Below are 14307 nucleotides of genomic sequence, written 5' to 3' on the forward strand. Positions count from 1 at the left end.
TTTCAGCAGGAGGCACAGGTGGAGGGAGATTCAGTGACTTCGCATACGCCGCCCTGGCAGCAGTGCTCGGTCATGTAGCCAAGCAGACTATTCATCTGCGCGAAGTCGGCGCGATAGATCAGGTTGCGCCCTTGCTGTTCGATGGTGACGAGGCCAGCGTGAGCCAGCTCCTTCAGATGGAAGGACAGAGAGTTGCGGGCCACGTCGAGCTGGTCGGCCAAGACGCTGGGCGTCAGCCCCTCGGGGCCTGCGACGACCAAGGCGCGGAACACGCGCAGGCGTTGGGTGTGGGCCAGGGCACCGAGGGCGGAAACAGCTTGATCTTCGTTCATGGTTCGATAATACAACATTTATTGAATCATTGTGCAAGAAACCAGCAAACAGAACCTCGTAGCGCCCCGGCGTGCCGCCATCGGGTTCGCGGGCTGTGTCCCGCGCTTCGTGTCGAATCACGGCCATCCGGCTATGCCCCCTGGCGCCTCCGACCTGGGTGCTCTGCTCGCCTAAAACCGACGCATATGGAGGTGTAAGGGAGGCGGTCTTGCTGTTCCCTTCATCGTGCCACGGCGTGCTCGCCGTCAAGGGCTGCGTGCCGATGGCGCTTGCGTCCTGGCGGCCGTCGTTGACCCCTGACTGCTTGCGCTGCGCCGTGCCCCGGAAGGGTCGGGCAATTCCGCCCGGCAACCCTTCAGGAGTTCACCATGAACAACGCACTCATCACTGACGAGCAGCGCGTCGTGCTGCTGGCCAACGGCCGCGAATCGCTGGAGAACCCGGACTTCGATCCGGCGCCCGTGGTCAAGCTGTTCACGCCGGATGGCGGCGCGACCTGGCTGCTGACCGAGATTGATCCCGACGACCACGACCACGCCTTTGGTCTTTGCGACCTGGGCTTGGGGATGCCGGAAATCGGCTGGGTCAGCTTGGGCGAACTGGCGACGGTGCGCGGCGGGCTGGGCCTGCCGATCGAGCGCGACCTGTCTTTCCGAGCCGAGAAGCGGTTGAGCGCCTACGCACGCGATGCGCGGCTGGCCGGGCGGATCGCTGTCTGACTCGGCCCTGGAAGCGCCGCAAGGCGCTCCTTGTGCTTTCTCAACCTTTGCAGGAGATCCATGCCATGAGCAGCCATCACGACTACATCATCGAAATCACGGCGCAACACGATGCGCTCAAGCCGTTCGCGCCGGAGAACGGACAACCCTTACGCTTCAAGATCGGCGACGCGGTGATCTACACCAACGAGTTTGGTGCGCAGTTCCGGCGCCGCGTCACCGGGTTCTACCAGCCTACCGAGCCTTCGGGGCTGTATGCGCGTGGCAGGCGCTACTACCTGAACTCGACTTCGCCTTGGATGCCGGTTGCGGAATCCAGCCTGTGTCCTGACGACTCGGCGTGATGCCTTCGCGCCCCTGACGGGGCGCTGCGCTTGCCTCCAGGGGAAAGCCCTCCGGGCCATCCCCGCCGCGCGATGCTTGGCGCCCCTCAAAGACCGCCGAACCGGCTACGCGGGATCGGCCAGACCGCAGCAATCACCGGCACAACTGGCTCTGCTTCCCGATGCTTGGCGAATGAGCTTGTGCATCGAGCTTTGAAATCCGGGCGTCCCCGGCCAAGAAACATGGCCGGTCGCGCTGTCGTGCTGCGCATCGAACCCCCTGCGGGGTTTCGCCCCTGACGGGCTTCCATCGTTCCCTCGCTCCGCTCGGCTGACGCCTCCGGCCCGGCTTCCAGCTTCGGGCCTGCGCGCTTCGCTTGCCGTGCGGTTCGGCACACAGGGAAGGCCGTTGCCTTGTCCAGCCGTCTCCCCTGACTTCATCACCTTGTCCGCGACTGTAGCCCGCGCCCGTGCGCCGTCAAGGCGCGCAGGGCCGTGTCCTCGGCTTCGCCTGCGGGCCGCACCAACCCTGCGCTTGCCTCCTTGACGGCACCCGTTCGCGCGCTCCTGACCGTCGCGGGCGATGAACTAAGGAAAGACGGTGGCAACAGGGCCAACCGGGTTCCTCGTGCCAACCGCACCGAACAGCCGAAAGGCTGGGCTCCGAATCTAGGAATCCGGTGTGCGGTTTGAACAGCAAACCCTTTTCGTCAGGAGAAAGACCATGCAACTCGCATCCCGTTTCGCTTCCCGTTCCCCGTCGCTGCGCAGCGACTACCCGCTGTCCGATGACCAGATTCGCCGCGTGGCCCCGTCCATCTTCGCGGATGCCCCACACGAGAGCCGTTCCGAGCGGTACAGCTACATCCCCACCGCCACGGTGCTGACCGAGCTTCGCAAGGAGGGGTTTCAACCCTTCATGGTGACGCAGACCCGCGTGCGCGATGAAGGCCGCCGCGAGCACACCAAACACATGATTCGCCTGCGCCACGCCAGCCAGATCAACGGCGCGGAAGCTAATGAAATCGTGTTGCTGAACTCGCACGACGGCACCAGCAGCTATCAGATGCTGGCCGGGATGTTCCGGTTCGTGTGCAGCAATGGCCTTGTGTGCGGCGACACCGTGGCGGATGTGCGCGTACCCCACAAAGGCGACGTGGCCGGGCACGTCATCGAAGGCGCTTTCGAGGTGTTGAGCGGCTTTGAGCGAGTGAAGGAATCCCGTGACCTGATGCGCAGCATCACGCTGGACGAAGGCGAGGCCGAAGTGTTCGCCCGCGCTGCGCTGTCGCTCAAGTACGACGATCCCGACAAGCCTGCACCCATCACCGAATCGCAAATCCTGATGCCGCGCCGGTTCGACGACCGCCGCCCGGACTTGTGGAGCGTGTTCAACCGCACGCAGGAGAACCTGACCAAAGGCGGATTGCATGGCCGCAGCGCCAACGGACGCCGCCAACGTACCCGCCCCGTGCAGGGCATTGATTCCGATGTGCGCCTGAACCGCGCCCTGTGGCTGCTGGCCGATGGCCTGCGCCAGTTGAAAGCCTGATTCCCCACGCGGCAGGGGCAGGCAGCAGCCCTTGCCGCTTCTTTCGCTGCTGCATTTCCTAACCGCAAGGAGTTATCACCATGAACGCCATCACCCAAACCGAAGCCCGCGCCGTCAATACCGCCGCAGCTATCCCGCTGGAAGCCGCCGACCCGACCAAGAACCTGATTCTGGTTCCGCTGTCGCGGCTGGTGCTGCGCCCCACCGGCCGCAACGTGCGCAAGACCCCGCGCATGTCCATCCCCGAACTGGCCGCATCCATCCAACGTGTCGGCTTGCTGCAAAACCTGATCGTGATTGCATCCGCCGATGGCGAGCATTACGAAGTCGTGGCCGGTGGCCGTCGCCTCGCCGCCTTGAAGCTGCTGGCAAAGAAGCATCGCATCAGCAAGGAATGGGAAGTGCCTTGCCTGCTGGTGGCCGATGGCACCGCCTGCACGGCCAGCCTCACCGAAAACGTGCAGCGCGAGGCCATGCACCCGGCAGACCAGTTTGAAGCCTTCGCCGCGCTGGTGGCCGAAGGCCGGCCCATCGAGGACATTGCAGCAGATTTCAGCGTTACGCCGCTGGTGGTGCAGCGCCGCTTGAAACTCGCCAACGTGTCACCGCGATTGATGGCCGACTATCGCGCCGATGCCGTGAGCCTTGACCAGTTGATGGCCCTTGCCATCACCGACGATCACGCCGCGCAGGAAGCCGCGTTCTACGATGCCCCGCAATGGCAGCGCCATCCCTCGCACTTGCGCGAACGCCTGACCGAACGGGAAATCGACGCCTACCGGCATCCGCTGGTGCGCTTCGTCGGGCTGGACAGCTACGAAGCCGCAGGCGGCGGCATCCGCCGTGACCTGTTCGCCGAAGATGACGCAGGCGTGTATCTGACCGATGCCGCGTTGCTGGAACGGCTGGCGCAAGACCGGCTGGCAGGCATTGCCGCCAATGTTCGCGCCGAAGGTTGGGCATGGGTGGATGCCACGCCGGGAATGACCCATTCCGACCTGCACGCCTTCCAACGCGCACCGAAGGAGCGCCGCGAACCGAACAAGCGCGAAGCCGCACGCATCGAGAAGCTGCAAGCCAAGCTGCACGAACTGGCCGAAGCCGTGGATGCCGCGCTGGACGCCGAGGACGAGGACAAGGCCGACGCGCTGCAAGAGGAAGGCGAAGCCGTGGGCGAGCAATTGCAGGCGCTTGAAGATGGCTTGCAGGACTACAGTCCGAACGTGAAGGCCGCAGCCGGGGCTATCGTCACCATCGACCGCAACGGCGAAACCGTGATTCATCGCGGCCTGATGCGTGAGGCCGAAGCCAAGGCGCTGCGCACGCTGGAACGCTTGCGGCAGGGTTTCGGCGGCGAAGGCGAAGCCGGAAACGACGACGAAGGCGAGGACGACGAACAGCCCAGGATCGCCGCCATGTCTGACCGGCTAGCGCAGCGGTTGAGCGCCCACCGCACCGCCGCGCTGCAAATCGAAGTCGCCCGGCACCCGCAAGCCGCGCTGGCTGCCGTGGTGCATGGCATGGTGCAGACCATCTTGCAGGGCAGCCACTACGGCCACGACCTGCCGCTGGGCGTGAGCTTGAAAGTGCAAGACCGGCTGGAAGGCATGGTCCCGGACTGGCCGGAATCGCCCGCCGCCGTGGCACTGCGCGAACTGCAACAGGTGGCGGGCGAAGCCTTGCCGGAGGACAGCGCCGAACTGTTCGCCGCGCTGCTGGCGAAGCCGCAAGACGAACTGGTGCGGCTGCTGGCCGTATGCGTGGCTTCCACGGTGGACGTGGTGACGCCCCGCGCCACGGTGCAGCAACCCGGCGAGGAATTGGCGCAGGCCGTGGGCCTAGACATGGCCGCATGGTGGCAGCCGACCGCAGAAGGCTATTTCAAGCACGTTCCTAAGGCCGTGATTCTGGATGCCGTGGGCGAGTACGCGCCGCAGCACGTCACCCGGCTGGCGAAGTTGAAGAAGGCCGACATTGCCAGCGAGGCCGAACGGCTGGCCGATGGCACCGGCTGGATGCCCGCCATCTTCAAGGCCGCAGGCCCGCAGGAGGCAGGCCCGGAGCAGGACGCCCCGGAGGACGCCGAGGCAATGGCGGATGAACCCGCCGAGGCGCTGGCCGCTTGATCCGCGCCGAAGGCATGCGCCCCGGCCTCAACCGGGGCGCTTCGCTGGAAGGAGACACCCCCATGACCCGCACCACCATCAGCCGCCCGCGCATGGCGGCGATCTACGCCCCCGGCACGGTACGCGCCCGCCGCTGGCACGGCGATGGCGACGTGCGCGGCTACCGTCCGCCCTTGGGCTGGACGGCCTGCGCCGACCTCACCGACATTCATCCCATCACAGGCCGCGTCTTGCCGCGTGCCGTGTGGTGGCTCATCGAGACGAAGGGATGACGCCAGCGCCGACCCCAGCGTTTTGCTGGGGCCGGTGGACTCAAAAATCCGGGCGCGGCAGTGGCCGCGCCCGGTGTTGAAGGCCAACAGCCCAACGCACTTCGCCGCCCTCATTCCTGGGAGACGGGCCTCAATCACACTCCAGCACGTCGATGATCGGGCAGGAAGCATGTCTACCCCCGGCATCGCACTGCTGCACCAAGCTGGCCAGCGCCTGCCGCATGGCCGCGAGATCGGCCATCTTCTGTTCGATCAGACTCAGCTTGCGCACCGCCAGCGCCCGCGTCTCGCTACAGGCGCACGCCGCGTCGAGAGTCAGCAGGGCGCCCACCTCGTCCAAGGTGAAGCCCAGCGCCTGCGCGCGCTTGATGAACCGTACGCGCTTCACCTGCCCCGGTTCGTAGCGTCGATGACCGCCCTGCGGTTTGGGTGGCTCGTCCAGCAAGCCGCGCCGCTGGTAGTAGCGGATTGTCTCGATGTTCACCCCGGCAGCTTCCGCCAGCCTGCTGATGGTTAGATCGGCTGTCATCAGATTTCCCTTGATTCCGTACCTAGGTACGGAATGTAGAGTAACACTTGGGCAAACAGGTTCATGGGGATCTCTATGGCACAACTCACCGGGAAGGGCTCGTTGATCGCGGGCGTATTGGCCGCCATCGGTGCGTCGGTGTGCTGTGTCGGGCCGCTCGTGCTGCTGACGCTCGGGATCGGCGGCACGTGGGTCGCTGGCCTCACGGCGATGGAGCCGTATCGACCCATTTTTATCGGCCTGACGCTGCTGTTTCTCGGGCTGACCTTCCGCCAGCTCTATCTGGTGCCGCAAGTCTGTGCGCCGGATACGTCATGTGCCGCCCCTCGCACGCGCGCACGCCAACGGCTCGTGTTCTGGATTGTCGCGGCGTTGCTGGTCGGTCTCTTGGCCGTTCCGTGGCTGGCCCCGCTGTTTTACTGAAAGGAGACGCTCATGCGCAAACTGCTGATCGCTTTGCTGGCGGCCTTGCCGCTCGCGGTGCTGGCTGCCACCCCGAAATCCATCACGCTGTCCGTGCAGAACATGACCTGTGCGCTATGCCCGTTGACGGTCAAGAAGTCGCTGGAAAAGGTGTCTGGCGTCAATGCTGTTCACGTCGATTTCGACAAGAAGACGGCCACCGTCACCTATGACGCTGACAAGACCAAGCCAGAAACTTTGACCCAAGCGACAACAAGCGCGGGCTACCCGTCCACTGTGCAGAAGTAGCGCCACCATGAGTATCGTCAATCTCGAATCCGTGCTGACCTGCCCGCGCTGCGGTCATGCCAAGCAGGAAACCATGCCAACGGATGCCTGCCAGTTCTATTACGAGTGCTCGGCCTGTCATACGCTGCTGCGCCCGAAGCCGGGAGATTGTTGTGTGTTCTGTTCCTTTGGCTCGGTGCCATGCCCGCCGATCCAGGAGCAACGCGGGTGCTGCGCAGGTTGAAGCCATAGCGGCCCGAGCTGGCGGCGCTGCTCAAGGCGGCAGCAGCCTGGGGTAGTCCTGATTGGACAAGCCCCCAGGCTCCTGAAAGAACGGCCTGGGCGTGTCGGCGCGATGCGCCGCCGGGCTTTCGGGCTGCGCCCCGTGCCGACTTCGCTGTCACGGCCATTCGGCTTCAATCCCTCACGCCTTCGCGCCTGCGGCGCTGCGCGCTGCGCTTGCCTCCAGGGGAAAGCCCTGCGGGCTATCCCCGCCGCGCGTGGCTTGGCGCCCCTCGGTCCCGCCGAACCGGCCCGGCCAGCGCCCCGCCGCAATGGGCGGGGCGCTGGCGAACACGCTGGCGCTTGCTGCGGCGGGTTGTGCAGTTGCGTGCCGTCCTCAACGCTAGTGGTTCTCGCCCATCACGTCACGAAGGACGGTTCACGGATATCCCGTCCGGCATCGCTATGGAACTTCCACGCCACGCCTCAAGACCGGCGCCGCAAGGTGCGGCAGGGGCGTTCTCGCCTGTCGTCGGGTGGTTGACCTGGCCCACGTCAGCGGGCGAGCCGGAGAAGCCTTCGTGCGGGGATGCCGAGTCGGCCACATCTCCTTTCGGTGCGGTTCGGCCCAAGGCGTCCTTGTGTTGTTATGAATCCTGGCGGGGGCGCGGCTGCGCCTCGGGCTTCATGGCTGCAACCGTCCGGCGAAAACAATTTCCCCTGCGCTGCGCGCATTCCTCGCGGGACAAATTCTTTTCGCCTCCCGGCTCTCCACTGCGTTGCGACCGCAAGCGGTGCAGCCAGCCCGCCCCCCCCCGCCGGCCGGATCACAACAAGGACGCGATGGGCGCGAACCTTGTTCAACCGAAAGGAGAAATCATTATGGCCAACATCGGCACCTTCACCGCAGACAAAGACGGCTTCACCGGCACGCTTCGCACCCTGACGCTCAGCGTCAAGGTCAAGCTGGTTCCCAACGACAAGGGCAGCAGCGAGAACGCCCCCGACTTCCGCCTCCAGGCCGCCGGCCACGACATCGGCGCGGCGTGGAACAAGACCAGCGAAGCCGGGCGGGAATACAAGTCCGTGACCCTCGACGATCCTTCATTCCCGGCTCCGGTCTATGCTCGCCTGATCGAAGGCGAGGACGGCACGCACGATCTGATCTGGTCACGCAGCAGGCCGCAAGCGGCCTGACGGCTACCCCAAGCACCCCGCCCATTGCGGCGGGGTGCAGCGCTGCTTATCGCAGCACCGAACACGCGGCAGCGGGAAACCGTCAGCTCGCGCCCGATCGTTTCTGGTTCCGGTATTGCCGCAGTCATATTCAGCAGGTTCAATGCCCGTGGAGGCAAATCCAAGATGGCGTGTCGGCGCTGCTAGCACCGCCGGGCTTTCGGGCTGCGCCCCGTGCCGGCAAGCCGTCACGGCCATGCGGCTTCAATCCCTCACGCCTTCGCGCCTGTGGCGCTACGCGCTCCGCTTGCGGACTCCAGTCTTACACGCCGACGCGCGCTACGGCGTGCTGCGCTCTTTCAACACCGCCTCAAGCTCCTGGCGTACCCGCGCCAGCAGCTCATCGGTCTTATCCGTGCTGTCGCCGGCATAGGCCAGTGTCAGCAGCGTGAGCGGATGCACCTCCATGACCTCGCACAGCTCGGTCAGCTTGTGCAGGGTCGGGCTTTTCAAGTCGCGCTCCAGCGAACTCATGTAGGTGCGGCTAGACACGTCCGAAAACGCTTCCTGGCTCAAGCCCCGCGCCTTCCTGACTGTCCGTATCGCCGTCGCCAATGAGTGTTTCGCTGTCACCAACTTGGTTTCCCCATAAAAACCAAGATGACAGTCCATTGCGCCCTATAGGGCTACAATCTATAGTGTTCATTTATGACTGAGAGGCACGCTTTCGTGCTTTTACGGAAATCCGCATATGCGGATTTCCTCAAACCCGTGGAGCCACATCCGTGTCTTTCATGGCCTGCACAATTCCGCTTCTGCGCTTCCGTGCCTGTACGGATTCGACGGCTTACGCCTTCGTGCTTCCGCACGAAAGCACGCATCCATTTCGCCGCTTCCGTGTTTTGGCAGGAAGGCTCCTCCTTGCATCGTCGGATTCGTGGGAATGCCAACCATGACCCAACCGCTCATCACTGCCGAACAGCACGCACAACTGCTCGCCGTTGGCGAGGCGCGCGCCGCCGGCCGGAGCATCGACCCGATGCCCGTGGTGCGGCTATTCACCCCGGACGCGCACGCAACCTGGTTGCTGGCCGCGCTCGATCCTACCGATGGCGATACGGCCTACGGCCTGATCGACCTCGGGATCGGGATGCCCGCCTTGGGAACGGTGAAGCTGTCCGATCTGGCTGCCATCGTCGGGCCATGCAAGCGGCCCGTGATGCGCGACAGTTACTTTCAACCTGTGCGGCAACTATCGGAATACGTGCGGCTGGCGCAGGAAAACGGCTCGATCATGGATTGATGCAAGCCAGCGCAGCCGGGTCAAACGGGCGCATCGTGACTATTTCGGTCTTACCCAAGACCGGGCAGGACTGAATCCACATCCTTGCACCGAAGCGGTGCGCTTCTGACGCAAACAGTCATGATCTTTGGCGCGGGCTGCTGCACCGTGCGCCATGCCGCGCACCATTTTCGTGGCGGCGCAGCCGTCGCATTCAGACGATTTCAGCAATGCCCCGGAGCGAATCTGTCTTGACACCAGTAGTTACAGCTTACCCCGATTTCGATGACAACCTGATGGTGATTCGATAGCTCCCGCACGACGGAATCCAGGCGACGCACCCCAAGCACAGGGAGGTTCCGTCATGACTGATCGCAGCGTCGAACACTGGTATCCGACAGCGGCTTATCTCTACGTTCTGCACCAGGGCGGCCCCGCGCTGGCCTGGGAGTACCTGCGCCGAAACCCTGACTACCGGCACGACTGGCTGCACCGTCGCCGCCGACCAGATACGGCGCATCGTTGGGGCTTGCGCCTGCTGGAAGATCCCGCCCTGGATGCACGCGACGCGCATCCGGCGTGGTTCCCCGATCACGATGGCGTGATCCAGCTCTACCCGGACGACGACCCGCCGCCGGATGCCGATGCCTTCGAATTCTGGAACGTCCCAGGACGCAAGCACCTGATCCATGATGGCAAGCGCCTGGTGCTGACGACGCAATGGCCTGGCTGCTGCGTGCGGCTCGCGCTCACGCCGAGCATGGCCGACGGAATGGCCTACCTCTACGCCATCCGAGGCTGCACTACGCCTTGCGCACGCTATCGCGCACTGGCGGCTGGGCTGGATGCGTTGTCCACTGCAACCGGGGCCGCGCCTGCGGCGGCGACCCGCTCGCGGCCCACGCACGCCGCAGTGCTGGAACTGCACACCTTGCAGGCACTAGACGCGACCCTGGCGGGCGCGTCTTTGCGCGAGGTTGCCGAGGGGCTGTTCGGCGTTGATGCCGTCGCGGCCGATTGGCACAAAGACAGCGCCTTGCGTGCCCGCGTGCGGCGCCTGGTGCGCCGGGGCGATGCGCTGATGCGCGGCGGCTACCGCCGCCTGGCACAGCTTCCGCCGTTCCCGTCGCATTAGGAGGGGGGACGTTTCGCGCCCCCTGCAAATCGTCCCTTAGCAAGAAGCCTTGCCTTCTTGAAAGTGCCTCTATCCGGCCGCGTGGTGTGGCCGGGCTTGATGGAGGTACACCCCATGCGACCCTCTCCCTTGCGGCCTGCCGCCGCTACTGTCGCTGCGCCCTCGCAGCCCCAACGCTACCTGACCAACGACGAAGCCGCCGAGTATCTGCGCCTCAGTCCTCGCACGCTGGAGAAGCAGCGCGTGATCGGCGGTGGCCCGAAGTTCCGCAAGTTCGGTCGCCGCGTCATGTACGCAGTAAGCGACCTCGATGCCTGGGCCGACCAGCGCAGCTACGAGGCTACATCCGACCCGGAATACGCCGAACGCCACGCGGGTGACTACCGTGATGGCCGCTGATCGTCGGCGCGTGGGTGGCCTTCGCCATGTCCGGCCCTCCAGGGCAAGCCTTGCCGCAGTGCGAACAGCTCGACCTGTTCCGCGCGCTGCCGGGCGACATGGCGCCACGCGACAGCCAGGACTTGATGGCCTTTCCATTCTTCTCGCTGGCGAAGTCGCGGCGCATCGCGCCGATCGACTTCCGCAGCGGGAACATCACCATCCGCGTGGAAGGCACGGCCGAGCACGGCATCGCCACGATATGGGATGCCGACGTTTTGATTTGGGCGGCCTCGCAGATCGTGGAGGCACGCGACGCGGGCATTCGCCCGTCGCGCTGGATACACGCCACGCCCTACGAGATCCTGCGCTTCATCGGGCGCGGCACATCCCTCAACGACTACCTGCGCCTGAAAGCGGCGCTCGACCGGCTGCAATCGACCAGTGTGGCCACGTCCATCCGAGAAACCACGGGCAGGCGCTTGCATCGCTTTTCGTGGATCAACGAATGGCGCGAACTGGCCGATGCCAGCGGCACGCCGCTGGGCATCGAGCTGATCCTGCCGGACTGGTTCTATGCCGGCGTGCTCGACGCCGCCCTGGTGCTGACCATCGACCCGGATTATTTCCGCTTGAAGGGCGGCATCGAACGCTGGCTGTACCGCTTGGTACGCAAGCACGGCGGGCGGCAGGAACACGGCTGGCAATTCGACTTCCGGCATCTGCATCGCAAATCCGGCAGCGCGGCTCGCTTCTCGGACTTCGCCTACGACCTGCGCGTGCTGGTGGCACGGCAGTCGTTACCCGGCTACGTCCTCGGCATCGAGCGCATGCCGGACGACAACACCGAACTGCTGACCTTCCGGCCCGTGCTGCATACGGCACGGGGATAACTGCGGGAAAAGCTGTGGACGGCCTCGTGCTATCAGGAGTACCCGGTATCGTGCTATCGGGAGTACGCCTATCGTGCTATCAGGAGTACGAAAACGCCGCAAAGCCAGTAATGGCGCGGGTTTTCGGCCTCTCTAACTTACCTAACTATAAATCTCTAACTTTTAGTAGAAGCGCACCGTTTCGGTGGACAACCGCCAAACGGCACAGCGAACAGCGTTTTGCAGGGCAGGTGAATCCCCGCTTTCCAGCATGGGAGGCCGCGTCATGATCTTCGCGCTTCTCAATCAGAAAGGCGGCGTCGGCAAGACCACGCTCGCCACGCACATCGCGGGCGAACTGGCGATGCGCGGTCTGCACGTCATCCTGCTGGATGCCGACCCGCAGGGTTCCTCACTGGACTGGACGCAGCGCAGAAGCCAGCAGGGCTTGCCCCGGCTGTTCAGCACCGTGGGCCTCGCCCGCGAGACGCTGCATCAGGAAGCGCCGGAGCTGGCCCGCCGCGCCGATCACGTCATCATCGACGGCCCGCCGCGCATCGCCGCATTGGCGCGTTCCGCGCTGCTGGCGGCCGAGCGCGTGCTGATTCCCGTGCAGCCCAGTCCGTATGACCTGTGGGCCAGCGCCGAGATGGTGGCGCTGATCCGCGAAGCGCAGGTGTTCCGGCCTGCGCTGCACGCGGCCTTCGTCATCAACCGGCGCGTCAGCACCACCATCATCGGCAGGGAAGCGCGGCAATCGCTGGCCGAACAGCCGCTGCCGGCGCTGCGCAGCGAAGTGCGCCAGCGCATCGTCTTCGCCGACAGCGTGGCCGCTGGCCGGCTCGCCCGCGAGACGGCGCCCGACAGCGCCGCCGCCCGCGAGATCGCCGTGCTCACCGATGAACTGCTGCGGTGGCCGACATGAGCAGCCCGCGCAGCAAGCGCGTCGGCATCGGCGCACGTCCGCCCGCGAATCCGCACGCCGAGGCGTGGATTCGCCAGGGCGATGCCGATGCGCTCAACAAGGGCGACCTTTATACGGCCCGCCTGACGCTCGACGTGACGCCCGCGCTACGTGCACGCATCAAGATCGCCGCCTTCGGCCAGGGCGTGACCGTGGCCGAGTTGCTGCGCGGCTTGCTGGAACGGGCGTTCCCCGACAAGCGCCCGGAGAACCTGCCATGAATGCATCCGCCTTGCCTGCCGCTCACGCGGCGACGGCTGCACCGGCTGCTGCGCCGCCGCCTTCGCTTTCGACGCTCGCCGGCCAGGCCGGCAGCGTGCCGCTGACTCGCGTATCGCTCGCCTACATCGAACCGCGCTTCAAGCTCTACCTGCGTTTCGGCGAACCGGCGCGCACGTTGCGGCTCGACCGCTGGCGGCGCTGCGCGGTGTTCCTGCCGCGTGCAATGTTCTGCCGCGTGCGCTGGGAAGCAAACGACTACGGCACGATCCGCTGGCAGCTCATGGTGATGCAAGCCGCCACGCCGCTGGACGACATGCAGCGCATCCCTGGCGTGCGGCCGGGCGCACGCCTGCTGCTGCACGCCGAAGGCGAAAACGCAGTGCGTGCCGCGCTGGAACGCATCGACAACATCGACGCGCAGGGTATCGCCGCCATCGACGTGTCGCCCGCGTACTGGCGCACGCTGGGCAACCGTCTGGCGGCCCGCCTGGCGCTGCCCGAATACACCGCCGAACGGCACGCCGCCTGGCTCGCTGGAAAGGCGCTGCCATGACGACCCAATCCAACACCACATGCACGCACGAAGCCGCGCCGCATCCTCGCTCGCGCCTGCGTGCTCGCATCGTGCTGGCGGCCTTCGCCGCCGTCGGCCTCGCTGCGCTGGCCTGGGCGGCTTTCGTGTCGCCACTGCCGCGTCTGACCTACAACCCGTCCGACAGCGTGGCGGTCGGCTGGTATCGCATCGAACCGTTCGACCCGCGTACCGCCTCGCTGCCACGTCCGTTGTCCGTGGACAGCATCGTGCTGGTGCGGCTGCCCGACAGGGCCGCCACGCTGGCTGCGCAGCGCGGCTACCTGCCGACGCGCGTGCCGCTGCTCAAACGTGTGGGCGCGGTCGCGCCGCAACACGTTTGCATCGTTGCCGGGCAGGTTCGCATCGACGGCGTGCCTGCGGTCGCCGCGCTGCCTGCCGACCGGCTGGGCCGGCCGCTGCCATCCTTGCAGCTTTGCCGCCGCCTCGAATCGGGCGAGCTGTTCCTGTTGAGCGTGACCAATCCAGCGTCGTTCGACAGCCGCTATTTCGGGCCAGTCAGCGCATCCGCCGTGATCGGCGTCGCGTATCCGGTCTGGCTGGAGACACGCCCATGATGGCCGCCGATTCGCTGCACGTTGCCGTGCATCTCATCGTGCCATCGGGCATGTCGTTCCGGTGGCTGCCGCCGTGTCGTCGCGCGTGCAGCGCGGGCGCATCCGCGCCGCGCCTCGCGCAACATCCGGCGCAGCCGTCCAACGTGCAGGCGTCTTGCCTCGAACGCGCCCGGCCTGCGGCCATTGGCGCGTTCGCCGGCGGGCGGGTTGCAAGCAGCACAGCGCCGCCGGGCCGCCGACGCCCGGAGCGACAGCGAAGGGCAAAGGCGGAAGGCAAGACAAAAGGACGCGGCACCGGGCCGCGCCCAAAGCCTGTCTGCACATGGGGGTGGCGCGGCACGGAGCGGCTTCGCCACCGTGCCG

The 14307-nt window shown here is 65.7% G+C and carries 20 protein-coding genes; 17 read left to right on the forward strand and 3 right to left on the reverse strand.

What is annotated here, in order from left to right; genetic code table 11:
• Positions 1 to 2 precede the first annotated feature (2 nt).
• The gene (locus N5J29_RS14755) at positions 3 to 332 is read right to left on the reverse strand and encodes a helix-turn-helix domain-containing protein (protein ID WP_008643211.1); all 330 of its coding nucleotides are present in this window, start codon (positions 330 to 332) and stop codon (positions 3 to 5) included.
• Between the two features lie 369 nt (positions 333 to 701).
• Here N5J29_RS14755 and N5J29_RS14760 point away from each other — a divergent pair, with 369 nt between their 5' ends.
• The 5 genes from N5J29_RS14760 (at position 702) to N5J29_RS14780 (ending at position 5325) form a co-directional block, all read left to right on the forward strand.
• Positions 702 to 1052, forward strand: coding sequence for a DUF2958 domain-containing protein (locus tag N5J29_RS14760; protein WP_023083121.1), 351 nt, complete (start codon positions 702 to 704; stop codon positions 1050 to 1052).
• 65 nt (positions 1053 to 1117) lie between these two features.
• The gene (locus N5J29_RS14765) at positions 1118 to 1396 is read left to right on the forward strand and encodes a hypothetical protein (protein WP_023083120.1); all 279 of its coding nucleotides are present in this window, start codon (positions 1118 to 1120) and stop codon (positions 1394 to 1396) included.
• A 703-nt stretch (positions 1397 to 2099) separates the two neighbouring features.
• Entirely contained in the window at positions 2100 to 2927 is an 828-nt protein-coding gene (locus N5J29_RS14770) for a DUF932 domain-containing protein (RefSeq protein ID WP_023083119.1), read from the forward strand.
• A gap of 80 nt (positions 2928 to 3007) precedes the next feature.
• Positions 3008 to 5053 (forward strand): ParB/RepB/Spo0J family partition protein, encoded by a 2046-nt coding sequence (locus tag N5J29_RS14775; RefSeq protein WP_164150976.1) that lies wholly within the window; start codon positions 3008 to 3010, stop codon positions 5051 to 5053.
• Between the two features lie 62 nt (positions 5054 to 5115).
• Positions 5116 to 5325 carry a hypothetical protein gene (locus N5J29_RS14780; protein ID WP_023083117.1) on the forward strand — a complete coding sequence of 70 codons (210 nt, stop codon included), beginning with the start codon at positions 5116 to 5118 and terminating at the stop codon, positions 5323 to 5325.
• A 130-nt stretch (positions 5326 to 5455) separates the two neighbouring features.
• Here N5J29_RS14780 and merR read toward each other — a convergent pair whose 3' ends face one another.
• Positions 5456 to 5869, reverse strand: a complete 414-nt coding sequence (gene merR / locus N5J29_RS14785; protein ID WP_343168429.1) for an Hg(II)-responsive transcriptional regulator — start codon at positions 5867 to 5869, stop codon at positions 5456 to 5458.
• A 48-nt stretch (positions 5870 to 5917) separates the two neighbouring features.
• Here merR and N5J29_RS14790 point away from each other — a divergent pair, with 48 nt between their 5' ends.
• The 4 genes from N5J29_RS14790 to N5J29_RS14805 all read left to right on the forward strand — a co-directional run bounded on the left by N5J29_RS14790 (position 5918) and on the right by N5J29_RS14805 (position 7963).
• On the forward strand, positions 5918 to 6277 hold the full coding sequence (locus tag N5J29_RS14790; protein ID WP_031668143.1) for a mercuric transporter MerT family protein: 360 nt from the start codon (positions 5918 to 5920) through the stop codon (positions 6275 to 6277).
• Between the two features lie 12 nt (positions 6278 to 6289).
• Entirely contained in the window at positions 6290 to 6565 is a 276-nt protein-coding gene (gene merP / locus N5J29_RS14795; protein ID WP_023083114.1) for a mercury resistance system periplasmic binding protein MerP, read from the forward strand.
• 7 nt (positions 6566 to 6572) lie between these two features.
• Positions 6573 to 6788 carry a GDCCVxC domain-containing (seleno)protein gene (locus N5J29_RS14800; protein WP_071535040.1) on the forward strand — a complete coding sequence of 72 codons (216 nt, stop codon included), beginning with the start codon at positions 6573 to 6575 and terminating at the stop codon, positions 6786 to 6788.
• 860 nt (positions 6789 to 7648) lie between these two features.
• A complete protein-coding gene (locus N5J29_RS14805) occupies positions 7649 to 7963 on the forward strand; it encodes a DUF736 domain-containing protein (RefSeq protein WP_023083113.1) in 315 nt (104 codons plus the stop codon).
• A gap of 318 nt (positions 7964 to 8281) precedes the next feature.
• On the opposite strand, the gene N5J29_RS14810 is transcribed toward N5J29_RS14805, so the two are convergent.
• Positions 8282 to 8575, reverse strand: coding sequence for a helix-turn-helix transcriptional regulator (locus tag N5J29_RS14810; RefSeq protein ID WP_071533935.1), 294 nt, complete (start codon positions 8573 to 8575; stop codon positions 8282 to 8284).
• Between the two features lie 319 nt (positions 8576 to 8894).
• Between N5J29_RS14810 and N5J29_RS14815 the strand changes: the two genes are divergently transcribed.
• The 8 genes from N5J29_RS14815 to N5J29_RS14850 all read left to right on the forward strand — a co-directional run bounded on the left by N5J29_RS14815 (position 8895) and on the right by N5J29_RS14850 (position 13944).
• On the forward strand, positions 8895 to 9245 hold the full coding sequence (locus tag N5J29_RS14815; RefSeq protein WP_023083111.1) for a DUF2958 domain-containing protein: 351 nt from the start codon (positions 8895 to 8897) through the stop codon (positions 9243 to 9245).
• A gap of 343 nt (positions 9246 to 9588) precedes the next feature.
• Positions 9589 to 10359 (forward strand): DUF2285 domain-containing protein, encoded by a 771-nt coding sequence (locus tag N5J29_RS14820; RefSeq protein WP_023083110.1) that lies wholly within the window; start codon positions 9589 to 9591, stop codon positions 10357 to 10359.
• 114 nt (positions 10360 to 10473) lie between these two features.
• The gene (locus tag N5J29_RS14825; RefSeq protein WP_023083109.1) at positions 10474 to 10758 is read left to right on the forward strand and encodes a helix-turn-helix domain-containing protein; all 285 of its coding nucleotides are present in this window, start codon (positions 10474 to 10476) and stop codon (positions 10756 to 10758) included.
• Between the two features lie 26 nt (positions 10759 to 10784).
• Entirely contained in the window at positions 10785 to 11630 is an 846-nt protein-coding gene (locus tag N5J29_RS14830; protein WP_031668140.1) for a replication initiator protein A, read from the forward strand.
• Between the two features lie 265 nt (positions 11631 to 11895).
• Positions 11896 to 12534 carry a ParA family partition ATPase gene (gene parA / locus N5J29_RS14835; RefSeq protein WP_021204048.1) on the forward strand — a complete coding sequence of 213 codons (639 nt, stop codon included), beginning with the start codon at positions 11896 to 11898 and terminating at the stop codon, positions 12532 to 12534.
• A complete protein-coding gene (locus N5J29_RS14840; protein WP_023083107.1) occupies positions 12531 to 12794 on the forward strand; it encodes a hypothetical protein in 264 nt (87 codons plus the stop codon). The genes parA and N5J29_RS14840 overlap by 4 nt, the downstream gene beginning before the upstream one ends.
• Positions 12791 to 13348 carry a DUF2840 domain-containing protein gene (locus tag N5J29_RS14845; RefSeq protein WP_023083106.1) on the forward strand — a complete coding sequence of 186 codons (558 nt, stop codon included), beginning with the start codon at positions 12791 to 12793 and terminating at the stop codon, positions 13346 to 13348. Before N5J29_RS14840 ends, N5J29_RS14845 begins: the two co-directional genes overlap by 4 nt.
• A complete protein-coding gene (locus N5J29_RS14850) occupies positions 13345 to 13944 on the forward strand; it encodes a S26 family signal peptidase (RefSeq protein ID WP_023083105.1) in 600 nt (199 codons plus the stop codon). The genes N5J29_RS14845 and N5J29_RS14850 overlap by 4 nt, the downstream gene beginning before the upstream one ends.
• Positions 13945 to 14307 lie beyond the last annotated feature (363 nt).

Origin of the sequence: Stenotrophomonas sp. GD03680 (assembly GCF_029844625.1) — a bacterium.
In the GTDB taxonomy this organism is placed as follows: Bacteria; Pseudomonadota; Gammaproteobacteria; order Xanthomonadales; family Xanthomonadaceae; genus Stenotrophomonas; species Stenotrophomonas maltophilia_P.

Bases quoted from the DNA above. Each gene is read 5' to 3' on its own strand.
- N5J29_RS14755 (WP_008643211.1), bottom strand. From the start codon at position 332: ATGAACGAAGATCAAGCTGTTTCCGCCCTCGGTGCCCTGGCCCACACC.
- N5J29_RS14760 (WP_023083121.1), top strand. From the start codon at position 702: ATGAACAACGCACTCATCACTGACGAGCAGCGCGTCGTGCTGCTGGCC.
- N5J29_RS14765 (WP_023083120.1), top strand. From the start codon at position 1,118: ATGAGCAGCCATCACGACTACATCATCGAAATCACGGCGCAACACGAT.
- N5J29_RS14770 (WP_023083119.1), top strand. From the start codon at position 2,100: ATGCAACTCGCATCCCGTTTCGCTTCCCGTTCCCCGTCGCTGCGCAGC.
- N5J29_RS14775 (WP_164150976.1), top strand. From the start codon at position 3,008: ATGAACGCCATCACCCAAACCGAAGCCCGCGCCGTCAATACCGCCGCA.
- N5J29_RS14780 (WP_023083117.1), top strand. From the start codon at position 5,116: ATGACCCGCACCACCATCAGCCGCCCGCGCATGGCGGCGATCTACGCC.
- N5J29_RS14790 (WP_031668143.1), top strand. From the start codon at position 5,918: ATGGGGATCTCTATGGCACAACTCACCGGGAAGGGCTCGTTGATCGCG.
- merP (WP_023083114.1), top strand. From the start codon at position 6,290: ATGCGCAAACTGCTGATCGCTTTGCTGGCGGCCTTGCCGCTCGCGGTG.
- N5J29_RS14800 (WP_071535040.1), top strand. From the start codon at position 6,573: ATGAGTATCGTCAATCTCGAATCCGTGCTGACCTGCCCGCGCTGCGGT.
- N5J29_RS14805 (WP_023083113.1), top strand. From the start codon at position 7,649: ATGGCCAACATCGGCACCTTCACCGCAGACAAAGACGGCTTCACCGGC.
- N5J29_RS14815 (WP_023083111.1), top strand. From the start codon at position 8,895: ATGACCCAACCGCTCATCACTGCCGAACAGCACGCACAACTGCTCGCC.
- N5J29_RS14820 (WP_023083110.1), top strand. From the start codon at position 9,589: ATGACTGATCGCAGCGTCGAACACTGGTATCCGACAGCGGCTTATCTC.
- N5J29_RS14825 (WP_023083109.1), top strand. From the start codon at position 10,474: ATGCGACCCTCTCCCTTGCGGCCTGCCGCCGCTACTGTCGCTGCGCCC.
- N5J29_RS14830 (WP_031668140.1), top strand. From the start codon at position 10,785: ATGTCCGGCCCTCCAGGGCAAGCCTTGCCGCAGTGCGAACAGCTCGAC.
- parA (WP_021204048.1), top strand. From the start codon at position 11,896: ATGATCTTCGCGCTTCTCAATCAGAAAGGCGGCGTCGGCAAGACCACG.
- N5J29_RS14840 (WP_023083107.1), top strand. From the start codon at position 12,531: ATGAGCAGCCCGCGCAGCAAGCGCGTCGGCATCGGCGCACGTCCGCCC.
- N5J29_RS14845 (WP_023083106.1), top strand. From the start codon at position 12,791: ATGAATGCATCCGCCTTGCCTGCCGCTCACGCGGCGACGGCTGCACCG.
- N5J29_RS14850 (WP_023083105.1), top strand. From the start codon at position 13,345: ATGACGACCCAATCCAACACCACATGCACGCACGAAGCCGCGCCGCAT.